Genomic DNA, 23,964 nt, shown 5'->3' on the forward strand with positions numbered 1-23,964 from the left:
CCAACGTCCACGAAAGTTCGCTTGCGGTCACGGAATTAGAAGTTTGGAGCGCACGTCCTATGACTGACAGGGCCACAAACAATCGGGTACAGTGTGCTGAATGTTTCCCGTTCAATGCGGCGGATCCACACCATATTGCCCCTACCGAACCTCGGAGTTTTTGATCATTCCATCATCTCATCGAGCGTGAGCTGTGGTCATTCCCCATACCCAAGCCAGGAGGGAGCAGTGAACATGGCTATGAGGGTAGAGCCAGCTTTTCTGGCTAAGCAACGTCCGCCTATAACTCGTTGCTAATCGACCCAAATGATGCGCCGGAGGATGCGTTATGAGCCGAATAGGCTTGGCTGATGAACGATATTGTGCCGGCTGTGTTGATTTGACGAATCGGATAGTCAGTCGCCCGTGAAGAACGCCGGTTTCGGTTGGCGGCGCATGATTTTCGGCGTCGATCGTTTGCCTGGTTATGGCTTTAGGGTGGTTTTTAGGTGGGGATTTGGCGGGATCGCGACAGAGAAGCCAGAAGCATTGCTGCGAGCAGGCACAAAAGTAGCCTGAACCACCTGAGCAGGAGCGAGAAATTGTAGCCGGCGGCAGCCAGAACGGCATTGAGGGCATCGCCCTGCTGTCCGGCAAGATAGTAGGAACGGCCAATCGATCGTCTGCGCCAGCCGGACAAGTTCGTGCTTCAGATCGATGATCTGATCAAGGCGAGACCGGAACAGATCCTGCTCTCCCGTCTCGCGCCGTTCATCAGGTCTCGACATTTATTGGCTCCGATTCATCGCCGATGGCGGATTGAATCACGCTTCGGCCCATCACGAAACCGAAATCTGAAATCGCAAGAAAACAGATCGAAAACCTGCCCATTCTTGCGATATCGATTACTCGGAAGCCGAAAATCTACCATGAATATCAGCAGCTTCCCGATACTTCACGGCCGACTAGTCACTAAAGATAGGTTTAGTGGTTATGGAAGGTATGCGGAGCGTCTATTCGGAAAGCGCGTATCCTACGGATCGTACGGTGCGTATTAGAGACTGTCCGTCGACCGAATTGAGGGCTGCTCGCAAGCGGCCGATGTGAACATCGACTGTGCGGGGCCCAAGATGAACAGTGCGCAGCCAAGCTGCCTCCCGCAGTGCGTCCCTCGAGTACACCCTACGGGGGCTTTTTATGAGATGGTGCAACAATCGAAACTCGGTGGGAGCAAGATGAATCGTGCGGCCGTTTCGCCTTACGCGATAGGTGCTGATATCCAGTTCGAGGTCGAGAAAGGCGAAGAATTCTCGTTCACCGGGAGCGGGATCTTGGTTTGTGTCTTGCCAGATCGCGCCAATGCTTGTCATGACTGTCTCCGGGGAAAATGGTCTGGTCAGATATTGATCGGCACCGGACTCTAGCAATCCTTGGTGGCTCACTTCGTCACCTTCAGCGGCAAGCGCTATAATCGACATTGACCGCGTCCGTTGGTCCAGGCGGAGCTGTTTACAGAGTGCCTGCGTCTCCACACCGGGGATACGTGATTCAAGAAGGAGGAGATCTGGCGCGATTGTTTGGAGGCGGTTGGCTAGCGCCTCGCCATCGCGCGCCCCGGTTACAATCAAGCCGTGACTTTTGACGATATGTTCCAAAAACATGCGAAAGCTATCATCTGCCGCAGCGATCAGCACCAGTGGGGGTGGTATGAAACTCCGACTCGCAGCGTCATTCGGCATTATGCAGGGCCTTTCGTACGTGCATTCGACCTGACGCTCCATGTAGTTCTCCAATTAAAGATCAATTTTCCAGTTAGTAGCCGGAACAGTCCAGCGGTTGATTGCGGAATCATCAAACGGCGGACTCCGAAGATAAATCGTTTCTTCCAATAGACCTCTCGAGATCATCTTACTTAGCAGGCCTTTTCCGCCATAGCGGCCTGGGAATAAGCGGACTGGGTAGGTGCTGCCTTTGTCGATTATGTTATGAAAGAACGCTCCTCCCGATAAGTAACGCATTTTAGCAATACTCATGCATGCACTGTGCCAAGCGTCCGCCCCAAACGATCGTTCATGCCGTCGGGCCGTGCACTCTAGATGCTATAATGGGCCGACCTGTTCGGACCCCGTTTCAACATCGTCATTCTGAGGGATAGCCACCATCCTGGCTACAGTCTCCGAAGCGCTGGCCCATCATGGCATCTAGATGTGAGCTTTCAGAAGGTTGTCCATTCGGGGCCGACCGAGGAGACTGGAGTTACCACGCTTCAGATTCGTCGGAGGGACCCGAATGAACATCCATAAGAATGCCCGCCTTACGCCGCTACGTCGAGAGGAGAAGGCGCTTGCGGTGCTGCAAGGTGGCCTTTCCCAAGCCCGGGCAGCGTTGAAATTCGCGGTGACGGCGAAGGTCGTGAAGCGATGGGTCGAGCGCTACAAGGCCGAAGGCCGTGCCGGTATGGCCGACCGCTCGTCGCGGCCCAGGCGCAGCCCGAATGCGACCGAAGGGGCTGTGGCCGATCGGATCGTTGCGCTGCGGCGCCAGCGCTTCACGGGCAAGCACATTGCAAGCCTGGTCGCCGTCTCGCCGGCGACGGTGAGCCGGGTGCTGGCGCGGGCCGGTCTGTCGCGGCTGAAGGACCTTGAGCCAGCGGAGCCGGTGCGTCGCTATGAGCGCGACGCGCCGGGCGACATGATCCACCTCGACATCAAGAAGCTCGGGCGCTTCCACAAGGTCGGACACCGCATCACCGGCGATCGCACCGGCCAAAGCAATGACCGGACATCCCGTAAAGGCGGCGCAGGTTGGGAGTTTGTCCACGTCTGCATCGACGACGCTTCCCGCATTGCCTCAGCCAGATCCTGCCCGACGAGAAAAAGGAAAGCGCCGTCGCCTTCCTCAAGGCCGCCATCGCCTATTATGCCAGCCTCGGCGTCACCGTCTCACGCGTGATGACCGATAACGGCGGCTGCTATAAAAGCCACGACTTCCGCGACGCCTGCCAAGCCCTCGGCCTCAAACACATCCGAACCAGACCTTACACGCCCAAGACCAACGGCAAGGCCGAACGCTTCATCCAGGCCGCGCTTAGGGAGTGGGCCTATGCAAAAGCCTACCCGACGTCGGAGCATCGCGGCGCCGAGCTGCCCGTCTGGCTACATGGTACAATTGGCACTGCCCCCACGGTAGCCTGAAATCCAACCCACCCATCAGCCGCCTCGGCTTGGCAATGGACAACCTGTTGAGGCTCCACATCTAGAGGACGTCGGTGGTCCGCGCGGACATTCTTTTCTCAGACATCTGCCGCCCATATGGCACGAATTTTGGACTAACATGATCGTGATGCGCCGTAAACTGCCGACTACATAGGACGCCCCCGGTCTGCAAAAAGGTTGCATGAATGGTGCTTGTAGCAATGTACTCTACACATGGGTGCAGACCCGTAGGCTGTAGCGCCAAAAGCTTCGTGCAGTAGGAACAAGATGTGTGCAGTTAAGGAGAGACTATGGAGCGCCCACGGATGGATGGCGTCAGCCAATTTCGAAGGTCAGCAAGGGTGTCAATTCCGCATTCGCTGATTTCATCGATGCCCTCCCCAAAACTATCGCGGGAGGCATTTTCTGTAGAGTTTTGTCAATTTGTCGAACAGACCCATGGTGCTGATCGAGCCGATCACCTGTTCGAGCTGTTGTTTGATTTTGCCATAAGTTTTGGTTGCCTTTGGATTGCCTATGACCCTTTTAGACCGAACCAGACTTTAATACCGGCGAGTTGCAATAAGGAGATGATGCTGAATTATCCTGATGAATGGCTCACGCGGTATTCCGAAATGGGTTATGGTAGAATAGATCCCATCATCAAGAAGAGCCGAAAGCGCATATGCGCGTTTCGTTGGAGCGAACTATACAATGACGCGAGCACGACTGAAATGGAACGGCGGATCTTCGACGAGGCCGCGACGTTCGGCTTGAGATCAGGCATCAGTGTTCCAATGCACGGCCCCGCTAGCAGCTTCGCAATCATGAGCTTTGCTCACCCCTGGGAATGCGAATTTGACAACATGGCAATGGCCTACCTGCAACTTGCCGCGGTACATTTCCATCTGGAGCTCGCGAAAATTCCAAAACCCAGTTGTACCGAGAATATTCCCGACCTTTCTTCCAGGGAAAGGGAGTGCATTTTATGGGTAGCAAGAGGTAAATCGTCGTGGGATATTGGAATTATTCTAGGAATTTCTAACAATACGGTGGATTTCCATATCAAAAATGCTATGCGAAAATTGGATGTTACCAGCAGAACAGTTGCAGCTGTGAAAGCGTTGAACTCCGGCATTATCGAGTTATAACGATGCGGTATCCAAGGTGCGTTCCCGCACTTCGTCACCTCTGGGTTGGCGAGCCTGGGGCCCAGGTCAGCCTCGACCACCTAATCACGTTGAACGCTCTTGTTCACCAGTCTCCCAAAGGACTGGACATCTCCGCCTTTTCAATTGGCAGAAACTAATTGCCTTATATCTCTGTGGCTCTGGCTGCCGGCGGTCACATCCGTGGTATCCCTCTGGCGTGCACGGCCTTGCGAATTTTTGGCGGTATAGTGTTTTGCGCTCTTGAGAGTGGAGTTAAGAGCGCATTGAGGAACGATGGCACAGGCAATTGCTGACGGGTCAAGAATTGTGCCAGAGCCACAACGGCGTATCAAAATGCGCACGTTTGCTGATTGGAACGAAACGAACCCCATCCCGGCAGCATGGAAATGGATCTGGTAGCTCATTGCGGGGCCGTCAATCGCGGTAGCTACGTTCATAGTCTCGTTCTGACTGATATCGCGAGCGGCTGGACGGAGGCGGCGCCCATTGTGGTCCGAGAAGGCAGCCTCGTGGTCGAGACACTCGAGCGTATACGCGCAGGGTTGCCCTTTGCACTGAGAGCTGTGGACGTGGATAACGGCAGTAATTTGTCAACAACAGCTGATCGAATATTGCCTTTCTCACGGCATCGAACTCACTCGAGCACGGCCTTACCGCAAGAACGACCAGGCCTGGATAGAGCAGAAAAATGGCGCCGTTGTGCGGAATCTCTTGGGCTATCGGCGCTTCGAAGGATTGGCCGCCGCCAGGGCGTGTCGCCTGTACGGGGCGTTCAGGCTCTTTGTGAACTTCTTCCAGCCTTCGTTTAAGCTGGCCGCAAAGCACCGCGATGGTGCAAAGGTGGCCAAACGCTATCATCCGCCGCAGACTCCCTGCGAGCGTCTGCTGCAAGCCGAAAGCACGCCGGTGGCCATCAGGACCAAACTGAGCGAAATCGCCGCCGAGCTCGATCCGTTGAAGCTTCTGGAGGAAATGCGTGCCGTGTAGGCTTGCCTGGCAGCGTTGGCCGACGGCGAAACACCGCCACCGGCCACATCCGAGCCGCCGAACCTGGCCGCGTTCGTGGCAAGCCTGTCGAGCGCCTGGCACGTGGTGAGATTCGTCCAATCTTTTCCATTGAAGCCAAACCGCGCTACTTGCGAAGTCTACAAAAGGTCTCAACACAAGCCCAGTTGCGAGCCCGATGCGCAACGGGGAACGCGTCCATCGGCCCCCCACGATCAGCGAACGCTATGGACCTACATATTCGGGGCGATCTGCCCGAAGAAGGGTAAGGGTGCAGGCATTGTCATGCCCTGGTGCGACACAGACGCAATGAACGCGCACCTTCAGGAAATCAGCAGCGAGGTCGATTACGGTGCGCACGCGGTTCTGATCCTCGATCAGGCGGGTTGGCATTCGTGCCGGAAAACATCACCCTGCTCTTCCTGCCGCCGCGATCCCCAGAACTAAACCCTGTCGAAAATGTCTGGCAATTCCTGCGCGACAACTGGTTGTCAAACCGGGTCTTCACCGACATCGTCGATCATTGCTGCGCCGCCTGGAACAAGCTCGTCGACCAACCCTGGAAAATCATGTTAATCGGTTTGCGCGATTGGGCTCATCGGTTCTGACTAATCCCGATTGGTATCAGACCGTCCGCCAAATATTGTTCTGGTTGGTGCATGATGGACTAAACATCTTGTGCGCTGCAGCGCCCTGAGGCGGCGGGCTAAAGCGTGCCGCAAGTATATCTTCCGCAGCCATGGTAATATGCCGCAAAATAGAAGCCTGGGCGCCTGGTCCATCCTGTTTTTCAAGGCGTTCGATTATACGCTCATGTTCATCGTGGTAACGGCCAAGGCTCGGATGACCATTGAGAACCCCAAAGTGAGGCCCGACCTGCAACCAAAGCATTTCTATGCAGGGGAGCAGTTTCTCAGACTCCGCCGCCTGATATATCGCAAAGTGGAATGCTCGATTAGCTTCTAGCATTCCACTGAAATCCGACTTGTCCGCACATTCGATCTCCTGGCGCAGATATTTCCGGAGGAGCTTCACAAGTTTCGGCGTTGCCTTTTCGGCTGCCCAAGATGTGGCCATTCCTTCGATTCCCAGTCGCACGCGACAAAGATCCCGGACCGTCTCGGGGGAAAACTCCGGTACCTGTACAGCCCGGTTCGGTGACGAGATAAATGCCCTTAGAGCGACGAGGCGACGAACTGCTTCCCGAACAGGCATCGGACTAGTCGCGAACTGCTCAGCGATCTCCCTGATGACGACACTTTGACCTGGGATGAAGCGTCCTGCCATTACAGCAGTCGACAGAGCTGCGTAGACCCTATCGTGCATCAGGGCTGGTTCGATTGGCTGCATTATTCGATCTGGCTTGGCCTTTGGAGATCCGGTCATTTATATATGCCCTTCTTTCGCTTGATCAATGATCAATCTGGACGATGGAATTCCATCCGTCGACGCAGCAGCATCTCCCGACAGTTTTCGTTGCTGCTCGTTTTACTCTTTTTAAATTCGCCGGCCGTCGAAAGGTATGGCGATCTGCACATTACGTGCAAGGCCTTCCTAATCCAGATATGTCCGTTGGTTGCGAGATAGGTGTTAAACCGAGGGACTGCATCGCGCTAGTACCTATTGCACTATAAGACTTAGTAGGTTGCCAACCTAGCGACTGCATGGTTCTCTCGGGGGCAGGCATTCGATACGGGGAGTTCCAGCGCATGATGGTACAAACGGTGACTGGCTCAATCCCGGTCGAGCGCCTGGGCCGAACACTGATGCACGAGCATCTGTTCATCGCCTACCCGGGCGCTTGGTTCGATCCACTCGCGGAATTCGACCGTGCGAAACTCATCGAGGAAGCAGTCCGGCGGTTGGTTCAACTGCGAACTGAGCATGGCGTTTTCACCTTCGTCGACCCGTGTCCGATCGAACTTGGCCGCGACGTTACGATGATGAAAGAGGTTTCCGAAAAATCTGGCATGCACATCGTCTGCACGACGGGATTTTACCACGGAACAAAGGGGCTGCCGACCTACTGGCGCGCCCGGACCGTCGATGAGATCGTCGAGCTTTACGTCCGCGAGATCACCTCCGGCATCGGCGACACAGATGTGAAGGCTGGTGCCATCAAAGTCTCAACCGGAGCGCCCGCTGTCACCGCGGATGAGAAAAAGTTTCTTGCCGCCGCCTGCATCGCGCAGAAGGTGACCGAGGTGCCGATCATCACTCACACCACCGACGGCTGCGCAGGGCCTGAACAGCAGGATTTGTTCGAGGCCGCCGGCGTTGCCGCCCACCGCTGCCTGATCGGCCATAGTTGCTGCAACGTAGATCCTGCTTATCATCGCCGCATCGTAGATGCTGGCTCTTATATCGGATTCGATCAGATAGGGATGTTCCATCGGCCGGACAACGTTCGCGCCGACAACTTGGCGAAGCTGGTGCTTGCCGGCTTTCGTGGGCAGGTCATTATGAGCATGGATCGGCTCTGTGGCAGACTTGGCAAATCCATCTACAAGGTCACTGCCGATGAGATTGCCGAGATCGAGCGACTCAAGTCGCAGGGACTGTACGAGGCCTACACCTACATGTTCACCGACTTTATTCCGATGCTGCACGCCCGCGGCGTCAGTCAAGCAGACATCTTCTCAATCTTGGAGGATAACCCGCGACGGTTCTTTGCCGGTGAGATCCCGCCGAAAAGGACGACTAATATAACTGACGAGCCGTAAGTAGAAAGGAGGGCAAGGCCGTATGTACGCCTTCGTGGCTGAGGTGGCTCGTCCTCCTGTGATGAGGATCGGCTCGGCCTATCCGAGCAACCCTCGGAAGACCAGTGTAGGGCGAGCCACCTCAGCCACGAAGACGGAGATACATGGTGTAATCGCGGGCACGAGGTCCCTCAGGATCCGATCATGATCTTGGAAGTTGGCTGCTCCCCGATATGATGAGATGCGGGCTCTCAACTGGACGCCGGGCCCAGCATTAATGGAGAACAGCCATGGCAGAGTATATCGGTCTCGACGTGTCAATGAAAGAGACAGCAATTTCGATCTGTCTCGAGGGCAAGCGGATCTGGCGTGGGAAGTGCGCCTCTGATCCTGTCGTCATAGCCGAACGTGTTCGCTTGAGAGCGCCAAATTCGGCGCGCGTGGTGTTCGAAACGGGCCTCTCTCGGTATGGTTCTATCATGCGCTGCGTGCCGAGGGTCTGCCTGTCCTTTGCGTCGATGCTTGGTGGCCATCATGGAGGCGACCGGCAAATCCAAGACGTGCGTCTGGCGCTGGCAGGAGCGCTTCATGGCTGAAGGTGTGGATGGTCTTTTGCGCGACAAGAGCCGACCGCCTGGCATTGCACCACTCGATAGCGAATTGGTTGATCGGGTGGTTACGCTGACGCTGGAAGCACCGAAGCAGGAGGCCACGCACTGGACCGTTCGAGCGATGGCAAAAGCCGTTGGGATCGCGGCATCTTCGGTCGTCAGGATATGGCACGAGCATGGTCTTGCGCCCCACCGCTGGCGCAGCTTCAAACTATCGAATGACAAGGCTTTTGCCGGCGAAACTACACGACGTCGTCGGACTATACGTTTCGCCGCCAGCCCATGCCATCGTCCTGTCCGTCGATGAAAAGAGCCAGATCCAGGCGCTTGATCGGACACAGCCGGGCCTGCCCATCAAGAAAGGGCGCGGCGGCACGATGACCCATGACTAGCTGCCGAAGGACAAGGCTGTCCACGTCATTCTCGACAACTATGCCGCCCATAAGCAGTCAAAGGTCCGCGCTTGGCTGGCAAGGCATCCGCGATGGACCTTTCACTTCGTCCCGACATCCTGCTCATGGCTCAACGCTGTCGAGGGCTTCTTTGCAAAACTCACACGTCGACGTTTGAAGCACGGCGTCTTTCATTCCGTCGTCGATCTTCAAGCAGCTATCAATCGCTTCATCAAAGAGCACAATCACGAGCCGCGACCATTCGTGTGGAAAGCAGACCCGGACGAAATCATTGCCGCGGTGAAACGTGGGCACCAAGCGTTGGAATCAATTCACTAGGTTGGGGAAGCAGCTCCTCGCCGAAGCACGTAGAAACCAGCAATGTCAGGTGCTGATGTCGATCTCCGGCGTTGGCGCGATCACAGCTATTGCCTACCTAACTGCCGTCGAGGATCCCGCCAACTTTAAGCGATCGCGCTCGGCAGGCGCATGGCTGGGGTTGACGACGCGGCGCTATCAGTCAGGCTATCAGTCAGGCCAAGTAGATTATGACGGCCATATCTCCCGACGCGGTGACACTCATGTGCGTTCGCTTCTCTATGAAGCCGGAGTGGTGATCCTGACCCGCAGCCGGGCCAACAGCGACTTGCGTAATTGGGGTTTAAAACGACGCGAAAAGATTGGCTTCAAACGCTCCGCGGTCGCTGTCGCCCGCAAACTCGCCGTCATCATGCACGCGATGCTTCGCTCGGGTGAGCTCTTCAACAAGGCGACAGCCGCGACCTAACTTTCAAGCTCCGCAGCCCCATGGCGTAGAGGCGTCCCTGCCGGGACCGAGGCTGGTCCATTCCGTTAAAACCGTTACACCACGAGTTTGCTCGGAGCGTGCGAGACATACATTGGAAGGACCCGACCGCGAAGCACCATAATGCGGCGACCTATGTCGACCGCGTAGACGACCATGCTTCCGGCAAACAACCTCCTGCACCCAAAAGGCGCTTGCAATTCTCGCCATTAGACGATGGTCTTACAAAGGACCGGGCGATAGCATCCATGCAGAGCAGTCGCGCGATCCCCCGTGCATCCTTGCGGTCGATCTTACCGTCAAGCTCAACATCCCGGGCATCCTTGCGCGGTTATGGATTAAAGGTAGGCGAAGTCACCAGGAACCGTTCGAAGACATCCGCTATCTTGTCTATCTCGGCATCAGCCATTGCTGTCGAAAGTGAGGCCGAAGTGCCGGCATGAAGAAGGATACCCTCATTGCGGAAGAAACGACTTATTGCTTTCAACGTGTTGGCCTGATCGGTGGACGGGTAGGCTTCTCGGTAGTCGCGCGGAAGTGTTCGTCTGGGGTGGATGCGAAAAAGCGACGCTGCTCCACTGATGACATAGTCGGCCTGATGGCGGCTGATGGCGGCGGCGAGTGCGGTGCGGAGCCGGTTCCCCATTTCCTCCAGGCGAGCGAACGCCGCTTCCGTCAGGGCTTCCATACTGGCGCGGCCAGCGACCATCGAGATAGGATTTGCCGAGAAGGTGCCACTTTGCGGCACTTTAGCCCGTCCGGCCGATCCATCGAAGACGCTCATGACGCGGCGTGATCCGCCAATGGCCCCGATCGGAAACCCGCCGCCGATAATCTTACCGGCAGTAATCAAGTCAGGCTCGATCCCATAGCGTGCCGAGGCGCCACGATAACCTTGCCGAAGATTGAGTACTTCGTCGCAAATGACGAGAATGCCATGTTGGCGCGCAGTTTCAATGATGGCGGCGATGAAGTCAGGATCAGACGGGATAAGGCCAACGCTGCTCGGCATTGGGTCGAGCAGGATACAGGCTAGACAATCGGCGGCAGCTGCGATCCTGCGACGGGCACCTTCGGCATCATTGAACCGAAGAACGACGACCTCATTCGCAACCGATGTCGGTGTGCCTTCATAGGCCGGCACGGCGATAGGTGCATCCAGCGATCCCCAGGTTGCCGGCGTACCTCCGAGGTCCGCCTCGGCCCAGTCATAGGAGCCGTGATAGGCACCTTCGATTTTAGCTATGCCCGGGCGTCCGGTGAACGCGCGCGCCGCCTTAATGGCGAACATTACCGCCTCGGTGCCAGTGTTGACGAAGCGAATTTGCTCTACCGCTGGAATGCGGTCAACCAGCAGTTCTGCCAAGTTGATCTCATGAGCGGTAGGATTGGAAAAGCAGGTACCGTCGCGAAGTAGACGCGCAACTGAATCAAGCACCGGCAGAAAACCATGCCCATGGATTAGCGTGGTGAAATTGTTGTTGAGATCCAAAAAACGTTGTCCGTCAGCGTCGACCAGATACGCGCCGTCGCCCTTTAGGATATAGCGCGGGGTTGGATCGCGTTCAACCGTCGCGCGGGTAGTGCCACCCGGAAAAACCGCACGGCTTCGGTTAAACAATTTGTTCGATTGTGGGCCAAGCAGCGCAACGCTGGCGGCAGTCATCAATTTATTTAGCACATCAGATCTCCTGAATAGCGTCGTTTGTCATTTGTTGCCTCGCAAAGAAATCGAGACAGTCGCGGGCGGTCAATCAACCCACTTTCTCGTTCGTCTAAATGTCGAACAGCTGCCCTGCCCCCAAAATTGGAACGCATTGCGATACTATTCTGATTTCGCCGAAGCAGGGTCCAAAATGGCTCGGAGCGTCAAAAACGTGAGTCTCGCTCAGCCCTGTCAGGTCGAAAATGGTTTGATTGACCACTCGATTATTTCTACAGCATGATGAAGTGCCGCCTCTGTCTGGGCACGGGTGGGAGAAGCGGTGACGACATACCCCATCAAGTCTCGAATATCGCCTTTCCTGATGATTGGCGTGTTGGCTTCAACATAAAATTTAACTTCGGCTACACCTGGTATGGCAGCCGCCTGAGTCTCGCCTCCGATCCACTCAAGGGTGCCATCTCGATCAGGAGCTAGGAACCGAGCGGCCGCAGTGTGCGAATGCCTTCTATGCAAGTCCCAATCGTCGCCGATAACGAGCTTAATGTGCTCTGTAACGAGATCGATGCCGTACGCAAGCCGAACTAGTTGGGGTGAGGGGGGGCCATGAAGCCGTGGATTGACCTCAATGACGACTGGACCGCGCTTCGTCCACCGGAGTTCAACACCGGTTGGTCCCCAGCCAAGGCCGAGAGCTTGCAAACAGCTCAGCGAAACATTGGCAATACGCTCATGCTCATCATCGGTCAACGAGGCCGGAAAGGTGGACTCTCGACCGACGAAATGCGGTAAGGGGCCGAAGTCACCGCTTCCAATTCCGATGATCTGATCTCCCATTATGTCGGCCCAATAAAAGGGGCCCTGCGCGAACTCTTCGACCAGTATCTTCGGGCGGGACTTCCATATGTGCTGCCCGCCCAATAGAAAGGTCGTGTGTTCGACCAGCTCATCAAGGTTGCGGCACAATCGGACACCTCTGCTGCCGGCACCTATGGCTGGTTTAAGAATCACCGGCAGCCCGATTTCATCCGCAGAGTTTTCTATCTCTCTGGCATCAGCTGCCAAGCGATAATGGGGTATTGGAACACCGGACTCCGCAAGAAGCTTGCGTTGAGTGAATTTGTTGCGGCATCGCTCAATGGATGTGGGGTTCGGTCCCGGTAGTTTGAAATGGCCGCAAAGCTTGCCAACTGTCGCATAGAACGAGTCCCCGACGGACGTAACACCAACTATGTCGTAGGTTTCATGCAGCCGTGTGCATTCGAGGATCAGGGCATCGAGATCGGCTGTATTGACACTGATTGCTTCAATTCCTTTGGCTTCAAGATAGTTGTACTGAGCCGGATTAGCCGACAGCACGATTGGTTTAAGACCAAGTTGCAGAGCTGCTTCGACGTATAACGGACCATTATACCTTGAGCCCTCAACCAGGATCAGCGCTCTTCCTGTCATTATGATTGACTCCGACGTTGCGTGCTGTTCTGCGGTCGAGCGTGCATCGGCAAAAGCTTTTTCAGCCGTTGCCTATGATTTCCGACCTTGTAGTGAACGTACCATTGTCAGCGATTTGCGTTCGTAAAGGTTTTGTAAATTTTAAAGGATTTGTCACAACCGATCTGGCTGATGTAGCTCGACGTGGAAGAGTCGCTCGCGAGCGCCGCTGTCAACAGCCCGGTTTTGAGCTGGCGGTGTAGCGATGGCCGTCGATGTTCTTTCGTCGAGCTCGGTTCCGTATAGCGCGGCGATCTGGGAGGAACGGAATTCCACTTTGATCGCCGCGCGGCAGTTCCGACACAACCTGGTTCGAAGGAAGCACCCGTGGCCCACAATACGATGGACCGACACGAGTTCTGCGCCAAATGATCCGCTTACCGCCGAGCGACTGATGGAGATGGAAAAGGGCCCAGCGAGAGGCGCAGGATCCGTGGGGACGCGTCTCTGAGGCAACCGCTGCCGCGACAGGGATAGGAAAACACGGGCGAAACGGTCGAACTGCGCATCCGGAAGCCGAGGAAGAGCTCCTAATTCCCCAACTTCCTAGAGCCGCGTCCCATGGCCGACACGGCCCTAATCGAGGCCATTCAGGGGCCTTCTTGCAAGGCATATGGGCTTGGTCGACGACCTCATTAAGGCGATGGCTGGAGCCCCGAATTAAAAGCCAGTGAGCCGCCCCTGCGAGGAGATGCGCATCGTCTCGCTCGCCATCATCATCGCCGTCGCGTCAAGAGTGGCGATCGGCACTCCCGTTCTCGCCACCGTAGGCACATGGAGTTTTGCGGCAGCAATTGCTGAAACAAAAAGACTAGCAAGCAAGGCTTCTCCGCTGCGTATGTTGAGGACATATTCGAACCCGGATCTGGTCATGGTAAGGCCGGCGGCGTTGAGAAATAGCGCTCCGTCTTGCCGCTGTTGTCACACGGCAAGCTAAGCCCTGAGTGCGACCACGCCTTCCTTCCACAGTGGAAGCACACGTTCCCGCCGACCTTTACCAATGACGTGTATGGTACAGGGGCCTTGCAAATCGAGCTGGTCGAGACGTAGTTCGACCAGCTTGGAGACGCGCAGGCCTGCGGAAAATGCGAGGTGGAGCATTGCACGATCTCGGGCGCCGGAAATGGTTCCTGGGATCGGGCGCGGTCGATAAGCGCCTGTATCTCGGCCCGCGTAAGCGAAGCGACCAACGCCTCGTCGGTCTTCTTCATCGGGATCGCGCGGACGCGAAGCGACTGATCGAGACAAGCCGGCACACGATACTCGAGGAAACGGAAGAACGACTTGATCGCCGCCAATCGAGCATTGCGGGACCGCGACGTGTTGCCGCGTTCCCGTTCGATATGCTCGAGGAAGGCGAGATCATCGTTACACCGATATCCTCGACTTCCAGCCGCGATGGCGTCTTTTGAAGTCGCTGCGAAGGTCACAAGCAGCTGAAAACTGTAAGCATATGCGTCACAGCTGTGCGGCCTGACGCGTTGATCGCGTGGAAGGTGCTCGCTGAGGAACCGAGACAGAGGAGGTGCGAGCGCGGTCATTCAGCACCTGCCTTGGCCGAAGGTCTCACCAGCATCCGCGATCTGTGTCATCAGGCCGGGCGTGGCCTGAAGATACCAATAGGTGTCGCTGACGTGAGCGTGGCCAAGATAGGTACTAAAGGCGAGGACATGGCGCGATATAGCGGCGTCGTTGCATGGACATTGTTCGAGCGACCTCACGGCAAAGCTATGCCTCAGTCCGTGGATACGCGGCCCAGGCTGACCTGGCGCGCCTTGCAACACCATATTGCGTGAAATCTCCCGGAACAACGCGCTCAACCGTGTCATAGCTAAGCGGCGTTCCTGCGTTGGATACGAACAGAGCAGCTGTGTTGGCACCGATCGACGAACGGGCCGCGAGATACCGATCGATTGCGGCCCAGGTTGTCGTGTGGATTGGGATAAGCCTGCTCTTCTTGAATTTGGTGTTGTTGATGATCAGCCCATCTTCGGTGACATCGCTCGCACGCTCCGACCATCACCATATCGGCGATTAGCTTCTCATTGTCTAGGCTCAAAGCTGCAAAGCACTAGCTCGCGTTGAAAGCGCGGACGACCCTCTTAGCCCGATTCCTTCCGGCCCGGATGCGTCCTGCTCGGCGACCGCGCTTTTGACAGTGACGTCATTCCAGCATTGCCGCACAAAAAGGGCAACGGCCAACATCCCGCCCAATAAGAACAAAACGCGCAACTAACACGTTTGTCAAATTTGTCGGGCGCACGACAAACCTGGACCTACTTGATTGGTACCCCATACTGATCAAGTGGCTGAGAGATAAGCAGAAGATCTCGGTTAGCCTCCCTTATGCGAAGTTGGCACGACCTTTGGAGGGAACACATTGGCTGCGTGGGGGTGCCACAAGCGTATTTTTGATGGAGGTTCATGTGGAAAAGCAGAGATTTCGTGATCTTGCAAGCGTGATTGACAAATCGAGGTCAGATTTCGACTATGCGTACTCTAAAGGAGTAATGACACTATATGCACGCTCGCTTGAGCAGCGACACGTGGAGCTCGAGCCGGGACGATCAGTTATAGAATTCGCGAGAGGCAGCTATCTCGGGCTTGATAACCATCCGAACATCGTGAACGCTGCGATAACAGCATTAGCCTCATATCGCTCGATACAGTGGTCCGGTGCCCGCACGAGATTGAATTTCGCGCTAACCCGAGACCTCGAATGCAGCCTATCTGAACTTTTCGACGCTCGGGTTATCGTATACTCGTTGGTTCTAACGGCGAACATGAGTGCGCTCCCGTTACTCGCTTGCGGGGCATTCACCAGAGGGCGCAGGCCGGTAATGGTGTTCGACCGATTTGCCCATGCCACTTTGGCATACCACAAGGCTGTTATGGCCGAAGATGCAGAGGTTCTGCAAATTGGGCACAACAATATTGAGGAACTGGAGGATATTTGTCGGAAACATACGTGCGTCGCCTATATATGTGATGGTGTGTATTCAATGGGCGGAAATGCCCCTATCCGTGAGCTTCTGCGTCTCCAAGAACGCTATGGGCTTTTCATCTACATCGACGACGCGCACGGCATCTCAATCCGCGGAAGGCATGGCCAAGGATATGCCAAATCCCAAATCATAGATCTAGGTGAAAACACAATCATCGCGGCTTCTTTGAGCAAGGGCTTCGGAGCGACCGGCGGTGTACTCATGCTTGGGACGGAAGAGCAGGAGAAACTCCTTAGACGCTACGCCGTCCCGCATGCATTCTCAATGGGGCCAGACCTGGCCGGAATTGCAGGTGCCTTGGCATCAGGGGAAATTCATCGTTCTGAGGAGCTGGGTGAGCGCCAAGCACGCCTGAATCGGGTAGTTCAAGCCTTTAACGAAAAAATGCCGACTCAATCGTCGGATGACGGGGTGCCAATTCGGATGGTCCAGATTGGTGAGTCTCGGGCAGCGGTGGATATCGCGGCTGAGCTATTGCGGCGCGGCTTTTATGTGGCCGCAGCATTTTATCCAACGGTGCCCCGCGACAAGGCTGCTTTGCGCGTATGCCTGACTGCGGACCATAGTTTGGAAGAGGTCACCCAACTTTGTGCGTCAATCCGAGACATAGCTAATGCCCGTGGATGTGTGCTGCAGCAAGCAGAAGGAAGTTCGATGGTGAGCTGACAACTTGCTGAAAAGCCGTGTGAGAGATTAGGGCGGGCCTCCTCGCGGCGTGGTTCTCATGTGGACGGCTGTTCCTTTTATCGAAAAGTTGTGCGACGTTCATCGATTCGGCTACGGAAACCTTACACTAATAGATGACATTCGTACAAAAAACTGTTGTACGGGTCGATGGAGGCGGGACGTGGCGCGGGTCTGATCGAAGCTGTTTCCCTGGATTATCATCAGTACCCTCGGAGCAACAGAATTGTTGAGCTCTAGGGACTATTCGTACTGCATCTTTGCGCGAGCTAGTCGGTAATCCTGCGACCGAGTGGCCATCATGAGCGGCCGCTGGTTACGCAAAATGAAGGCATAGGGAGGAATGTCCCAATTAGTCTGAACTACGGCAACTTTGAAGTTTTCTACCTGGGGAGAACGCCATGTTCGTGCGCAGCCTGCAAGATATCGAAAAAACCGATCATTTCGTGGAGTGGGGCAGCGGTACGAGCCATCGACTGCTAACAGACAAGGACGGCATGGGCTTCACCGTCTGCTATACTGTGGTGCGAGCCAGCACCGCATCGTTGCTTCAATACCGCAACCATCTCGAGGCTTGCTACTGCATCGCGGGGGAGGGTGAAGTTGAGGACATGGAGGGCAATATCTATCCAATTCGCCAAGGCGACATCTATGTGCTCGACAAGCATGACAAGCACTATTTGCGCGGGGGTAAAGACCGAGACCTGATCCTCGTCAGCATCTTCAACCCGCCGCTAAAGGGGACCGAGCGCCACAACCTCAATGATCCCTCAGGCTCCGCATACTGAGCAAAGCGGCCATTCTCCGAACAGTAACATTCGGACGTATCGACATTGTGTTTGTAGTAGTCGAGGCCCGCCCCGGCGAAGCGGGTCGCCTGTTCCGAGGTCAGCCTGCCAGTGTCATGCGGGTTTCCATGCCGAGCGCCTTGACACCCTCGATCATGGCGACCAGTGCGTCCATGTCGCGATCCTTGGGATTGCGCCAGGCGGCGCCCATACAACAGCGCGTCGCGCCGCTCCTTTGCCTTCCTCGCTTCCGCCAACACCCGCTTGACCTACATTAGCTGGGAGGCCTTGAGACCGGTTGGATATTGGGCAGACTGGCTGCAATATCCGCAATCCTCGGCGCAACCGCCCGTCTTGATCGACAGGAGCCGACTCATCTGGATGGCATTGGGATCGAAATGGCTCCGGTGAATCAGCTGGGCGCGATAGAGAAGGTCATTGAAGGGCAAACGATAGACGACCATCGCATCGTCGATGGAAAGAGACGGCCTGAGCGTCCATTCGTCGCTTTCATAACTCACCGGCTGGGCCACGCTTTCCAAGTGGGACACTCCTACCAGTTTGGGAGATCGGCCAATCAAAGTCCGTGCGAGCGATCGTAGCCGTTTACCTCTGGAGGCTGCCAACCCTTTGGTAACCCCTGGGGCTTGTAGATTTCGACCGTCAGCGGATAGCAGGCGGCAGTGTCGGATGAGTGCTGCGAAGAGCAATCACCGCCGGGGCAGGCAGACATGTTCCCCAACAGGTCTATCTCAGCGAAAAACTCCAGATAATCTCCCGTACGTACGGGACTGGCTTTCATGAAATACTGCCCGGTATCGCGGGTGAACCCGGTGCACATGAAGAGGTTGAGCACGTCGTGAACATGAGGCTCGGCCTCCTTTAGAGGCAAGCCCGTCTGCTTCGCGAGCGCCCGCGTCAGGTTGGAATGGCAGCAATGATGGTACTGGCCGCCATGGCTGAGAAGATTGTGGGTATAGGGATCGCAGCGCGTGCCGATGACATCATGGACGGAACCGCCGAAGGCGTCGAAGCCGTACCAGTCGAGCGTATCGTGAGTGATGGTGGCGATCGGACGAAGATAAGGGAAGTTGGAGAACAATTGGTCGCCGAGACCGACGTGGGTTCCATTAAGCGCCCGTGTCTTGCCGCTATAGAAACGTTCGTTGAGATTGTGAAGATTGTGAAGATTGAGGTCGCCGACCTGGGGCCCTTGCGGGCATACAAGGCGGCAGAAGTGGCCGGCCGGGACTTCCCATGTCACCGCATCGCGGGGTGGAATGACGACTGTCTCAATCAGTTCCAGATCATCACGAAGGGCGCGATAGGCTGAGAGATCGGGACGCGGAAGTGTTTCGGTCGGATAGCAGATGACCGGTTTGATCGCCCTGCGCTGATCAGCGTCGCTCGGCGTGTCGGTAATAGGAGCAGGCTTCATTCAATTCTCCGTATTCGCTTATGTCCGCGGTGCGGTATTGTTTTCGGTGTCAGTTGATCGTCGCCAGTTCGGCGCCAAGTGCGACCGTGGTTCCAGGTTCTGCGGTGATCACGATGCGGCCTGCCTTTGGGGCGTGTACCCGCGTTTCCATCTTCATAGCCTCGATCAACGCGACCGCTTCACCTGCAGCGACTTCGACTCCATCCTCGACCAGCCATTTCTGCAGGGTTCCTGGGATGGGCGCGGAGACCGCATTGGCGTTTGCGGGAGCAGCGGCTGCGGTCTTTGCCTGGGGGGCTGCGATGCCGGAAAACAATGCCGCCGGCAGACCGATCGCGTGGCGCTTGCCGTCGATTTCGATGAAGCTCTTGACGAGACCGCCTTCTACCGGGTCGACGCGAGGCGCGGGTTCGATGCCTTGGAAGGCGGTTTCGATCCAGTTAGTGTAAACCTTGAAGCCGTCTTCTCCGGTGAAATCCCGCTCCTGAAGCACTGCCCGGTGGAAGGGTAGGACAGAAGCCACACCCTCGATCTGAAATTCAGCGAGCGCGCGCCGCGCGCGGATCAAGGCTTCCTCGCGGGTTGCGCCAGTGACGATCAACTTGGCCATCATCGAGTCATAAAGACCGGGGATCTCCGATCCGGTCTCAACGCCGGCATCCAGACGAATACCGGGACCGGCCGGCGCCCGAAAGCGCTTGACCAGTCCCGGCGTCGGGAGGAACCCGCGACCCGGATCTTCGGCATTGATGCGGAATTCGAATGCATGGCCACGCGGCGCGGGAGTTTCGGTCACGGAGAGCGGCAGGCCGTCCGCAATCCGCAGTTGTTCGATGACGATATCAACGCAGGTTGTCTCTTCGGTGACGGGATGCTCGACCTGAAGGCGCGTATTGACCTCAAGGAACGAGATCACGCCATTGCCCGACAGCAGGAACTCGACCGTACCGGCGCCGGTATAGCCGGCCTCTGCACAAATCGCGCGGGCTGAGGTGTGAATGCGCTCCCGTTGCTCTTCGGTGATGAACGGAGCAGGCGCCTCCTCGACCAGCTTCTGGTTCCGACGCTGCAACGAGCAGTCACGCGTGCCGAGAACGACTGTGTTGCCGTGGGCATCCGCAATGACCTGCGCCTCGATGTGTCGCGGCTTGTCGAGGAATTGCTCAGCATAGCATTCGCCACGGCCGAAGGCTTCCGTTGCTTCGCGCACAGCGGAATCGAAAAGCTCGCCGACTTCTTCAAGTTTCCATGCGACCTTCATGCCGCGACCGCCGCCGCCAAAGGCGGCTTTGATGGCCAGGGGAACGCCAGCCTTTTTGGCGAACGCGACCGCTTCGGCCGCTGAGTTCAGCGGGCCATCCGAGCCCTTAACAAGCGGGGCACCGACTTTTGCTGCGATACGACGGGCCTCAACTTTATCGCCAAGTGCGGTGATGACATCGGGAGCCGGACCGACCCAAATCAGGCCGGCATCGATGACGGCCTGCGCAAATTCCGCACGCTCCGACAGAAAGCCATAACCGGGATGCACAGCGTCGGCACCTGCTTTGCGAGCCACGTCCAGGATTTTCTCGATGTTGAGATATGTTTCGGCGGGTCGGCCAGGTCCCAGCCCATAGGCTTCGTCGGTCAGGTCTACGTGCAGGGAGCCTGCGTCAGCATCCGAATAGATGGCGATGGAGGCGACGCCGTAGTCGCGGGCGGCGCGGGCGATGCGGATGGCGATTTCGCCGCGATTGGCGATCAGGAGTTTCTTCATCGGTCGGTTTCCCTGACAAGCGGGTCGAAGGCTGCGATGGCGTTGAAGCGGATGTTCGCGCCGATAGGGATCTGGCTGGCAAGATCGAGGTGATGGCGGGCGACAACGCCGATCACAGGGTAGCCCCCTGTGAGAGGATGGTCGGCGAGAAACAGGACGGGCTGACCACTATGCGGCACCTGTATCGCACCAAGCGGCGTTCCTTCCGATTGAAGCTCCGCGCTTTCGGTCCGCTCCAGAGGCTCGGCGCCAGCAATGCGCACGCCGACACGGCTTGATTCCGCTGTTACTTGCCATTCCTGTCCCAGCAAGGTGACGAGCCCCTTTTCCGTAAACCAGTCGGTCCGCGGCCCGAGCATGACGTCGAGCGTGACGGTGTCGCCTGCCTTGGGCAGCGACCAAGCGGCGGGCCGACAGGGATCGACGGCAGATGCCGGCTCGTTTGCGGGCAGCAGAACGTCGCCCGCCACGATGGGTGAGGGACCGACCTTTGCCAATGTGTCCGTCGCGGCCGAATTCAAAATCGTCTCGATATGAAATCCGCCCCGGATCGCAAGGTAGCTGCGCGTGCCTTCCGACGGAAATTCCAGCGTCAGTTCGTCGCCCGCATCGAGTGCAAACGGCCGGGTAAGCGGCGCGAGAACACTGCGCCCATCGCCGGCGCGGATCGTCATCGGCGATGATGCACCGGCGACAGCCAGGGTCACCGGTCGATCGGCCTTTATGGCAAATCCGCCGTAGGCAATCTCGATCGCCGCGGCACCACGCGGGTTCCCGACGCAGAGATTGGCTTCGATGAGGCTCGTACGATCGAGCGCTCCGGACTCCGAGACACCTTGTCCGGCCTGGCCCGGTCGGCCGAGATCCTGGAAAAGCGCTGGGCGGTCGGCGCGGGTCACGCGAAGTCCCATTTCATCGCGTGATGAGGTAGCACGTTTCGAGAACGCAGCCGGAGCATCGGCAACGGAGACAGCCGGAGCCCTTGCCATGTCGAGGAAACGCACCCGGTCGCCAGGCGCAAGCAGTGCTGCGCGATCTCGGCTTGTGTCCCACATCTTGAGCGGCGTGCGCCCGAGAAGCTGCCAGCCGCCGGGGCTGTCGGTCGGATAGATGCCGCCGAACTTGCCGCCGAGCGCCACCGAACCTGCCGGGATGCGCACGCGCGGGCTCTGGCGCCGCGGCACATCGAAGGCAGGATCATCGCACGTCATATAGGCAAAGCCCGGCGCGAAGCCGGTAAAGGCAACGGTGTAAGTTGCCTGCGTATGTCGGCGGACAACCTCTTCGACCGACCAACCAAGGTGGTTCGCGACATCGTTGAGATCCTCGCCGTCATAGGTGACGGGAATGTCGAAGGTCTCGCCGCGCCGATCGGAGCGGCTCGACAGATCAACGCAAGCGATCGTGTCGATCAGCACCGTGCGGCTGGTGATGAGCGGGTCAAAACGGACTAGCAACGTACGGGCGGCCGGCACGAATTCCAGCACGCCGTCCGGCCGATCAGCTTGCAATGCATCGAGGAGGGTCAGCGTCGCCTCCAGATCGGCAAGCTCGACGAGCAAGCCTTCTGTACCCGCAGGGAGAAAGCGAAGATGCTCAGCCATCGTTGAAGCTCTGTAGTTCGACGCCGTTCCCGACGAGCGCGTCGCGCACCGCTCGAGCGATCGACACCGCCGCCGGCGTATCGCCGTGGACGCAAATCGACTGTGCTTCGAGTTCGATGTCCGTCCCATCGATCGCGGTAATGCGTCCTTCCTTGACCAGGCGCAGCATACGTGCCGCAACAATGTTCGGTTCATGGATTACTGCCCCTGGAAGACGACGGCTGACAAGGCTGCCATTGGCATTATAGGCGCGGTCGGCAAAAACTTCGCGGACGACCCGGAGTCCAGCTGCGCGCGCCTGCTCGACGATAGCTGCACCGGAGAGCGCCATGAGGACAAGCGTAGGGTCTATCGCCTTGATGGCTTCGATGACGTCGGCCGCCTGGCGCGCGTCATGCGCAATAGTGTTGTAGAGTGCACCATGTGGCTTGACGTATCGGACCGTTGTTCCGGCTGCCCTTGCAAGGCCCTGCAGAGCGCCGATCTGGTAGATCACGTCCCCGATCAACTCCTCGCTGTTTGGATCCATATTGCGCCGGCCGAAGCCGACAAGGTCGCGATAACCGACATGTGCTCCCACCGAGACGCCAAGCCTTGCCGCTTGCCTGATCACAGAAAGGATGCCGGCTGGATCCCCTGCGTGGAAACCACAGGCGATATTCGCGCTGGTCACGATCGACAGCATGGACGTATCGTCACCCATCGACCACGGACCGAAACTTTCGCCCAGATCGCTATTGAGATCGATATGGATCATGTCGTATTTTGTCCATCAGTGAGAAAGATAATGTTGGATAACATAATAATGATTGTTCAACAATATGAATCTTACTCAAACGGGTTTTTGTCGATGTAAGGTGCTCAATGCAAACAGAGAAAAATAACATCGCCGATGAGGGATCGCTCGTTGACTCCGCGGCTGCCCGGATCAGGGAGCTGCTGATCGCCGGCGAATTTGCCCCAGGCCAGAAGCTCTCGGAGCATCAGGTTTCGGCCCAGTTTGGCATCTCGAGAAACACGCTTCGCGAGGTCTTTCGGCTGCTGACCAGCCAAAGGCTGCTCACCTACATTCCAAACCGAGGGGTCTTCGTCGCTGCGCCAGATGAGGTGGCGGTGATCGATATCTATAGAGTGCGGGGCGTGGTGCAAAAGGGAGCCATCCACGCCGCTACAAAAGGACATCCCGCGCTAGCAAAGATGGAACGCTTGTCTGAAAAGGGCGAAGACTTCGGTCTCAAGGGTAATTGGAGACAGGTTGGAACTAGCAACATGGAGTTTCACCGCGCGATGGTAGAACTCTGTGACAGCCCGCGGCTAAACGCATGCTTCGATCTGGTTCTTGCAGAGCTCCGCTTGGTATTCGGGCAATTGGAAGATAGTGCACATCTGCACGAACCCTTTATTTCCTTGAACGCATCTCTCGTCTCAACACTTAGACACGGCAATAACGATTCAGCCGCCTCTCAGTTGGACCTCTATCTAATTAAATCAGAGAGAGCCGTTTTAGGGGCCCTTCAACGATCAAGAAGGTGACGGCCAAGTGGCTCGTCGATGTTCCCTGACGACCCGAAAACATACCTTCTGCGTGGCAGCTGAAGACGTGAACGACTTTTGTCGCTCGCATCAAAGCGCTCTGCTTTGTGGATCATCCGCCGCCATGGTGACGACGTAT

17 protein-coding genes and 8 pseudogenes are annotated in these 23,964 nt (G+C 56.9%); 11 read left to right on the top strand and 14 right to left on the bottom strand.

The genetic code is table 11. The features are described from left to right. Positions 1-484: 484 nt before the first annotated feature. Together N2601_RS34315 and N2601_RS30820 are read right to left on the bottom strand one after the other, a co-directional pair. Positions 485-640 (bottom strand): annotated as a pseudogene (locus N2601_RS34315) (IS5/IS1182 family transposase); the annotation flags it as partial. A 352-nt stretch (positions 641-992) separates the two neighbouring features. After that, positions 993-1,760, bottom strand: coding sequence for a winged helix-turn-helix domain-containing protein (locus tag N2601_RS30820; RefSeq protein ID WP_311319475.1), 768 nt, complete (start codon positions 1,758-1,760; stop codon positions 993-995). A 508-nt stretch (positions 1,761-2,268) separates the two neighbouring features. Here N2601_RS30820 and N2601_RS30825 point away from each other — a divergent pair. Beyond that, positions 2,269-3,238: pseudogene (locus N2601_RS30825) on the top strand (IS481 family transposase). A gap of 246 nt (positions 3,239-3,484) precedes the next feature. Beyond that, entirely contained in the window at positions 3,485-4,324 is an 840-nt protein-coding gene (locus N2601_RS30830; RefSeq protein WP_260305795.1) for a LuxR family transcriptional regulator, read from the top strand. A 140-nt stretch (positions 4,325-4,464) separates the two neighbouring features. Here the strand turns inward: N2601_RS30830 and N2601_RS30835 are convergent, their stop codons facing one another. Beyond that, the gene (locus N2601_RS30835) at positions 4,465-4,782 is read right to left on the bottom strand and encodes a hypothetical protein (protein ID WP_260305796.1); all 318 of its coding nucleotides are present in this window, start codon (positions 4,780-4,782) and stop codon (positions 4,465-4,467) included. A gap of 274 nt (positions 4,783-5,056) precedes the next feature. Between N2601_RS30835 and N2601_RS30840 the strand changes: the two genes are divergently transcribed. Both N2601_RS30840 and N2601_RS30845 read left to right on the top strand, forming a co-directional pair. Beyond that, the gene (locus N2601_RS30840) at positions 5,057-5,332 is read left to right on the top strand and encodes a hypothetical protein (protein ID WP_260305797.1); all 276 of its coding nucleotides are present in this window, start codon (positions 5,057-5,059) and stop codon (positions 5,330-5,332) included. 198 nt (positions 5,333-5,530) lie between these two features. Then, positions 5,531-5,958 (top strand): annotated as a pseudogene (locus N2601_RS30845) (IS630 family transposase); the annotation flags it as partial. A gap of 16 nt (positions 5,959-5,974) precedes the next feature. Here the strand turns inward: N2601_RS30845 and N2601_RS34320 are convergent. Continuing rightward, a complete protein-coding gene (locus N2601_RS34320) occupies positions 5,975-6,427 on the bottom strand; it encodes a GntR family transcriptional regulator (RefSeq protein ID WP_445945073.1) in 453 nt (150 codons plus the stop codon). Between the two features lie 126 nt (positions 6,428-6,553). Next, positions 6,554-6,736, bottom strand: a pseudogene (locus N2601_RS34325) (GntR family transcriptional regulator); the annotation flags it as partial. 323 nt (positions 6,737-7,059) lie between these two features. On the opposite strand from N2601_RS34325, the gene N2601_RS30855 reads away from it, so the two are divergent. The 4 genes and pseudogenes from N2601_RS30855 to N2601_RS30870 all read left to right on the top strand — a co-directional run. After that, complete coding sequence (locus tag N2601_RS30855; RefSeq protein WP_260305294.1) at positions 7,060-8,073, top strand: phosphotriesterase family protein; 1,014 nt, start codon at positions 7,060-7,062, stop codon at positions 8,071-8,073. A gap of 269 nt (positions 8,074-8,342) precedes the next feature. Continuing rightward, positions 8,343-8,575 (top strand): annotated as a pseudogene (locus N2601_RS30860) (IS110 family transposase); the annotation flags it as partial. Positions 8,576-8,577: 2 nt separating this feature from the next. After that, positions 8,578-9,394: pseudogene (locus N2601_RS30865) on the top strand (helix-turn-helix domain-containing protein); the annotation flags it as partial. Continuing rightward, positions 9,378-9,842: pseudogene (locus tag N2601_RS30870) on the top strand (transposase); the annotation flags it as partial. The pseudogenes N2601_RS30865 and N2601_RS30870, both read left to right, overlap by 17 nt. 349 nt (positions 9,843-10,191) lie before the next feature. Here N2601_RS30870 and N2601_RS30875 read toward each other — a convergent pair. The 4 genes from N2601_RS30875 to N2601_RS34330 form a co-directional block, all read right to left on the bottom strand. Continuing rightward, positions 10,192-11,526 carry an aspartate aminotransferase family protein gene (locus N2601_RS30875; protein ID WP_260305818.1) on the bottom strand — a complete coding sequence of 445 codons (1,335 nt, stop codon included), beginning with the start codon at positions 11,524-11,526 and terminating at the stop codon, positions 10,192-10,194. A gap of 231 nt (positions 11,527-11,757) precedes the next feature. After that, on the bottom strand, positions 11,758-12,975 hold the full coding sequence (locus N2601_RS30880; RefSeq protein ID WP_260305295.1) for an ATP-grasp domain-containing protein: 1,218 nt from the start codon (positions 12,973-12,975) through the stop codon (positions 11,758-11,760). Positions 12,976-13,674: 699 nt separating this feature from the next. Next, positions 13,675-13,836: a hypothetical protein gene (locus N2601_RS30885; RefSeq protein ID WP_260305296.1), complete on the bottom strand. Its 162-nt coding sequence runs from the start codon at positions 13,834-13,836 to the stop codon at positions 13,675-13,677. A 47-nt stretch (positions 13,837-13,883) separates the two neighbouring features. Beyond that, on the bottom strand, positions 13,884-14,555 hold the full coding sequence (locus N2601_RS34330) for a site-specific integrase (RefSeq protein WP_445945053.1): 672 nt from the start codon (positions 14,553-14,555) through the stop codon (positions 13,884-13,886). Positions 14,556-15,428: 873 nt separating this feature from the next. Here N2601_RS34330 and N2601_RS30900 point away from each other — a divergent pair. Next, on the top strand, positions 15,429-16,685 hold the full coding sequence (locus N2601_RS30900; protein ID WP_260305297.1) for an aminotransferase class I/II-fold pyridoxal phosphate-dependent enzyme: 1,257 nt from the start codon (positions 15,429-15,431) through the stop codon (positions 16,683-16,685). A gap of 419 nt (positions 16,686-17,104) precedes the next feature. Continuing rightward, a complete protein-coding gene (locus N2601_RS30905) occupies positions 17,105-17,491 on the top strand; it encodes an ectoine synthase (RefSeq protein WP_260305298.1) in 387 nt (128 codons plus the stop codon). A 14-nt stretch (positions 17,492-17,505) separates the two neighbouring features. Here N2601_RS30905 and N2601_RS30910 read toward each other — a convergent pair. From N2601_RS30910 to N2601_RS30930, 5 genes and pseudogenes are all read right to left on the bottom strand, one after another. Continuing rightward, positions 17,506-17,955: pseudogene (locus N2601_RS30910) on the bottom strand (radical SAM protein); the annotation flags it as partial. Between the two features lie 113 nt (positions 17,956-18,068). Then, complete coding sequence (locus N2601_RS30915; RefSeq protein WP_260305299.1) at positions 18,069-18,929, bottom strand: urea carboxylase-associated family protein; 861 nt, start codon at positions 18,927-18,929, stop codon at positions 18,069-18,071. Between the two features lie 49 nt (positions 18,930-18,978). Beyond that, positions 18,979-20,688, bottom strand: a complete 1,710-nt coding sequence (locus N2601_RS30920; protein ID WP_260305300.1) for an acetyl/propionyl/methylcrotonyl-CoA carboxylase subunit alpha — start codon at positions 20,686-20,688, stop codon at positions 18,979-18,981. After that, positions 20,685-22,292 carry a 5-oxoprolinase subunit B/C family protein gene (locus tag N2601_RS30925; protein WP_260305301.1) on the bottom strand — a complete coding sequence of 536 codons (1,608 nt, stop codon included), beginning with the start codon at positions 22,290-22,292 and terminating at the stop codon, positions 20,685-20,687. The genes N2601_RS30920 and N2601_RS30925 overlap by 4 nt, the downstream gene beginning before the upstream one ends. Beyond that, positions 22,285-23,049 (bottom strand): LamB/YcsF family protein, encoded by a 765-nt coding sequence (locus N2601_RS30930; RefSeq protein WP_260305302.1) that lies wholly within the window; start codon positions 23,047-23,049, stop codon positions 22,285-22,287. The genes N2601_RS30925 and N2601_RS30930 overlap by 8 nt, the downstream gene beginning before the upstream one ends. A gap of 107 nt (positions 23,050-23,156) precedes the next feature. On the opposite strand from N2601_RS30930, the gene N2601_RS30935 reads away from it, so the two are divergent. After that, entirely contained in the window at positions 23,157-23,825 is a 669-nt protein-coding gene (locus N2601_RS30935) for a GntR family transcriptional regulator (RefSeq protein WP_260305303.1), read from the top strand. Positions 23,826-23,964 lie beyond the last annotated feature (139 nt).

The sequence above is a fragment of the Rhizobium sp. CB3060 genome, from assembly GCF_025200735.1.
In the GTDB taxonomy this organism is placed as follows: domain Bacteria; phylum Pseudomonadota; class Alphaproteobacteria; order Rhizobiales; family Rhizobiaceae; genus Rhizobium.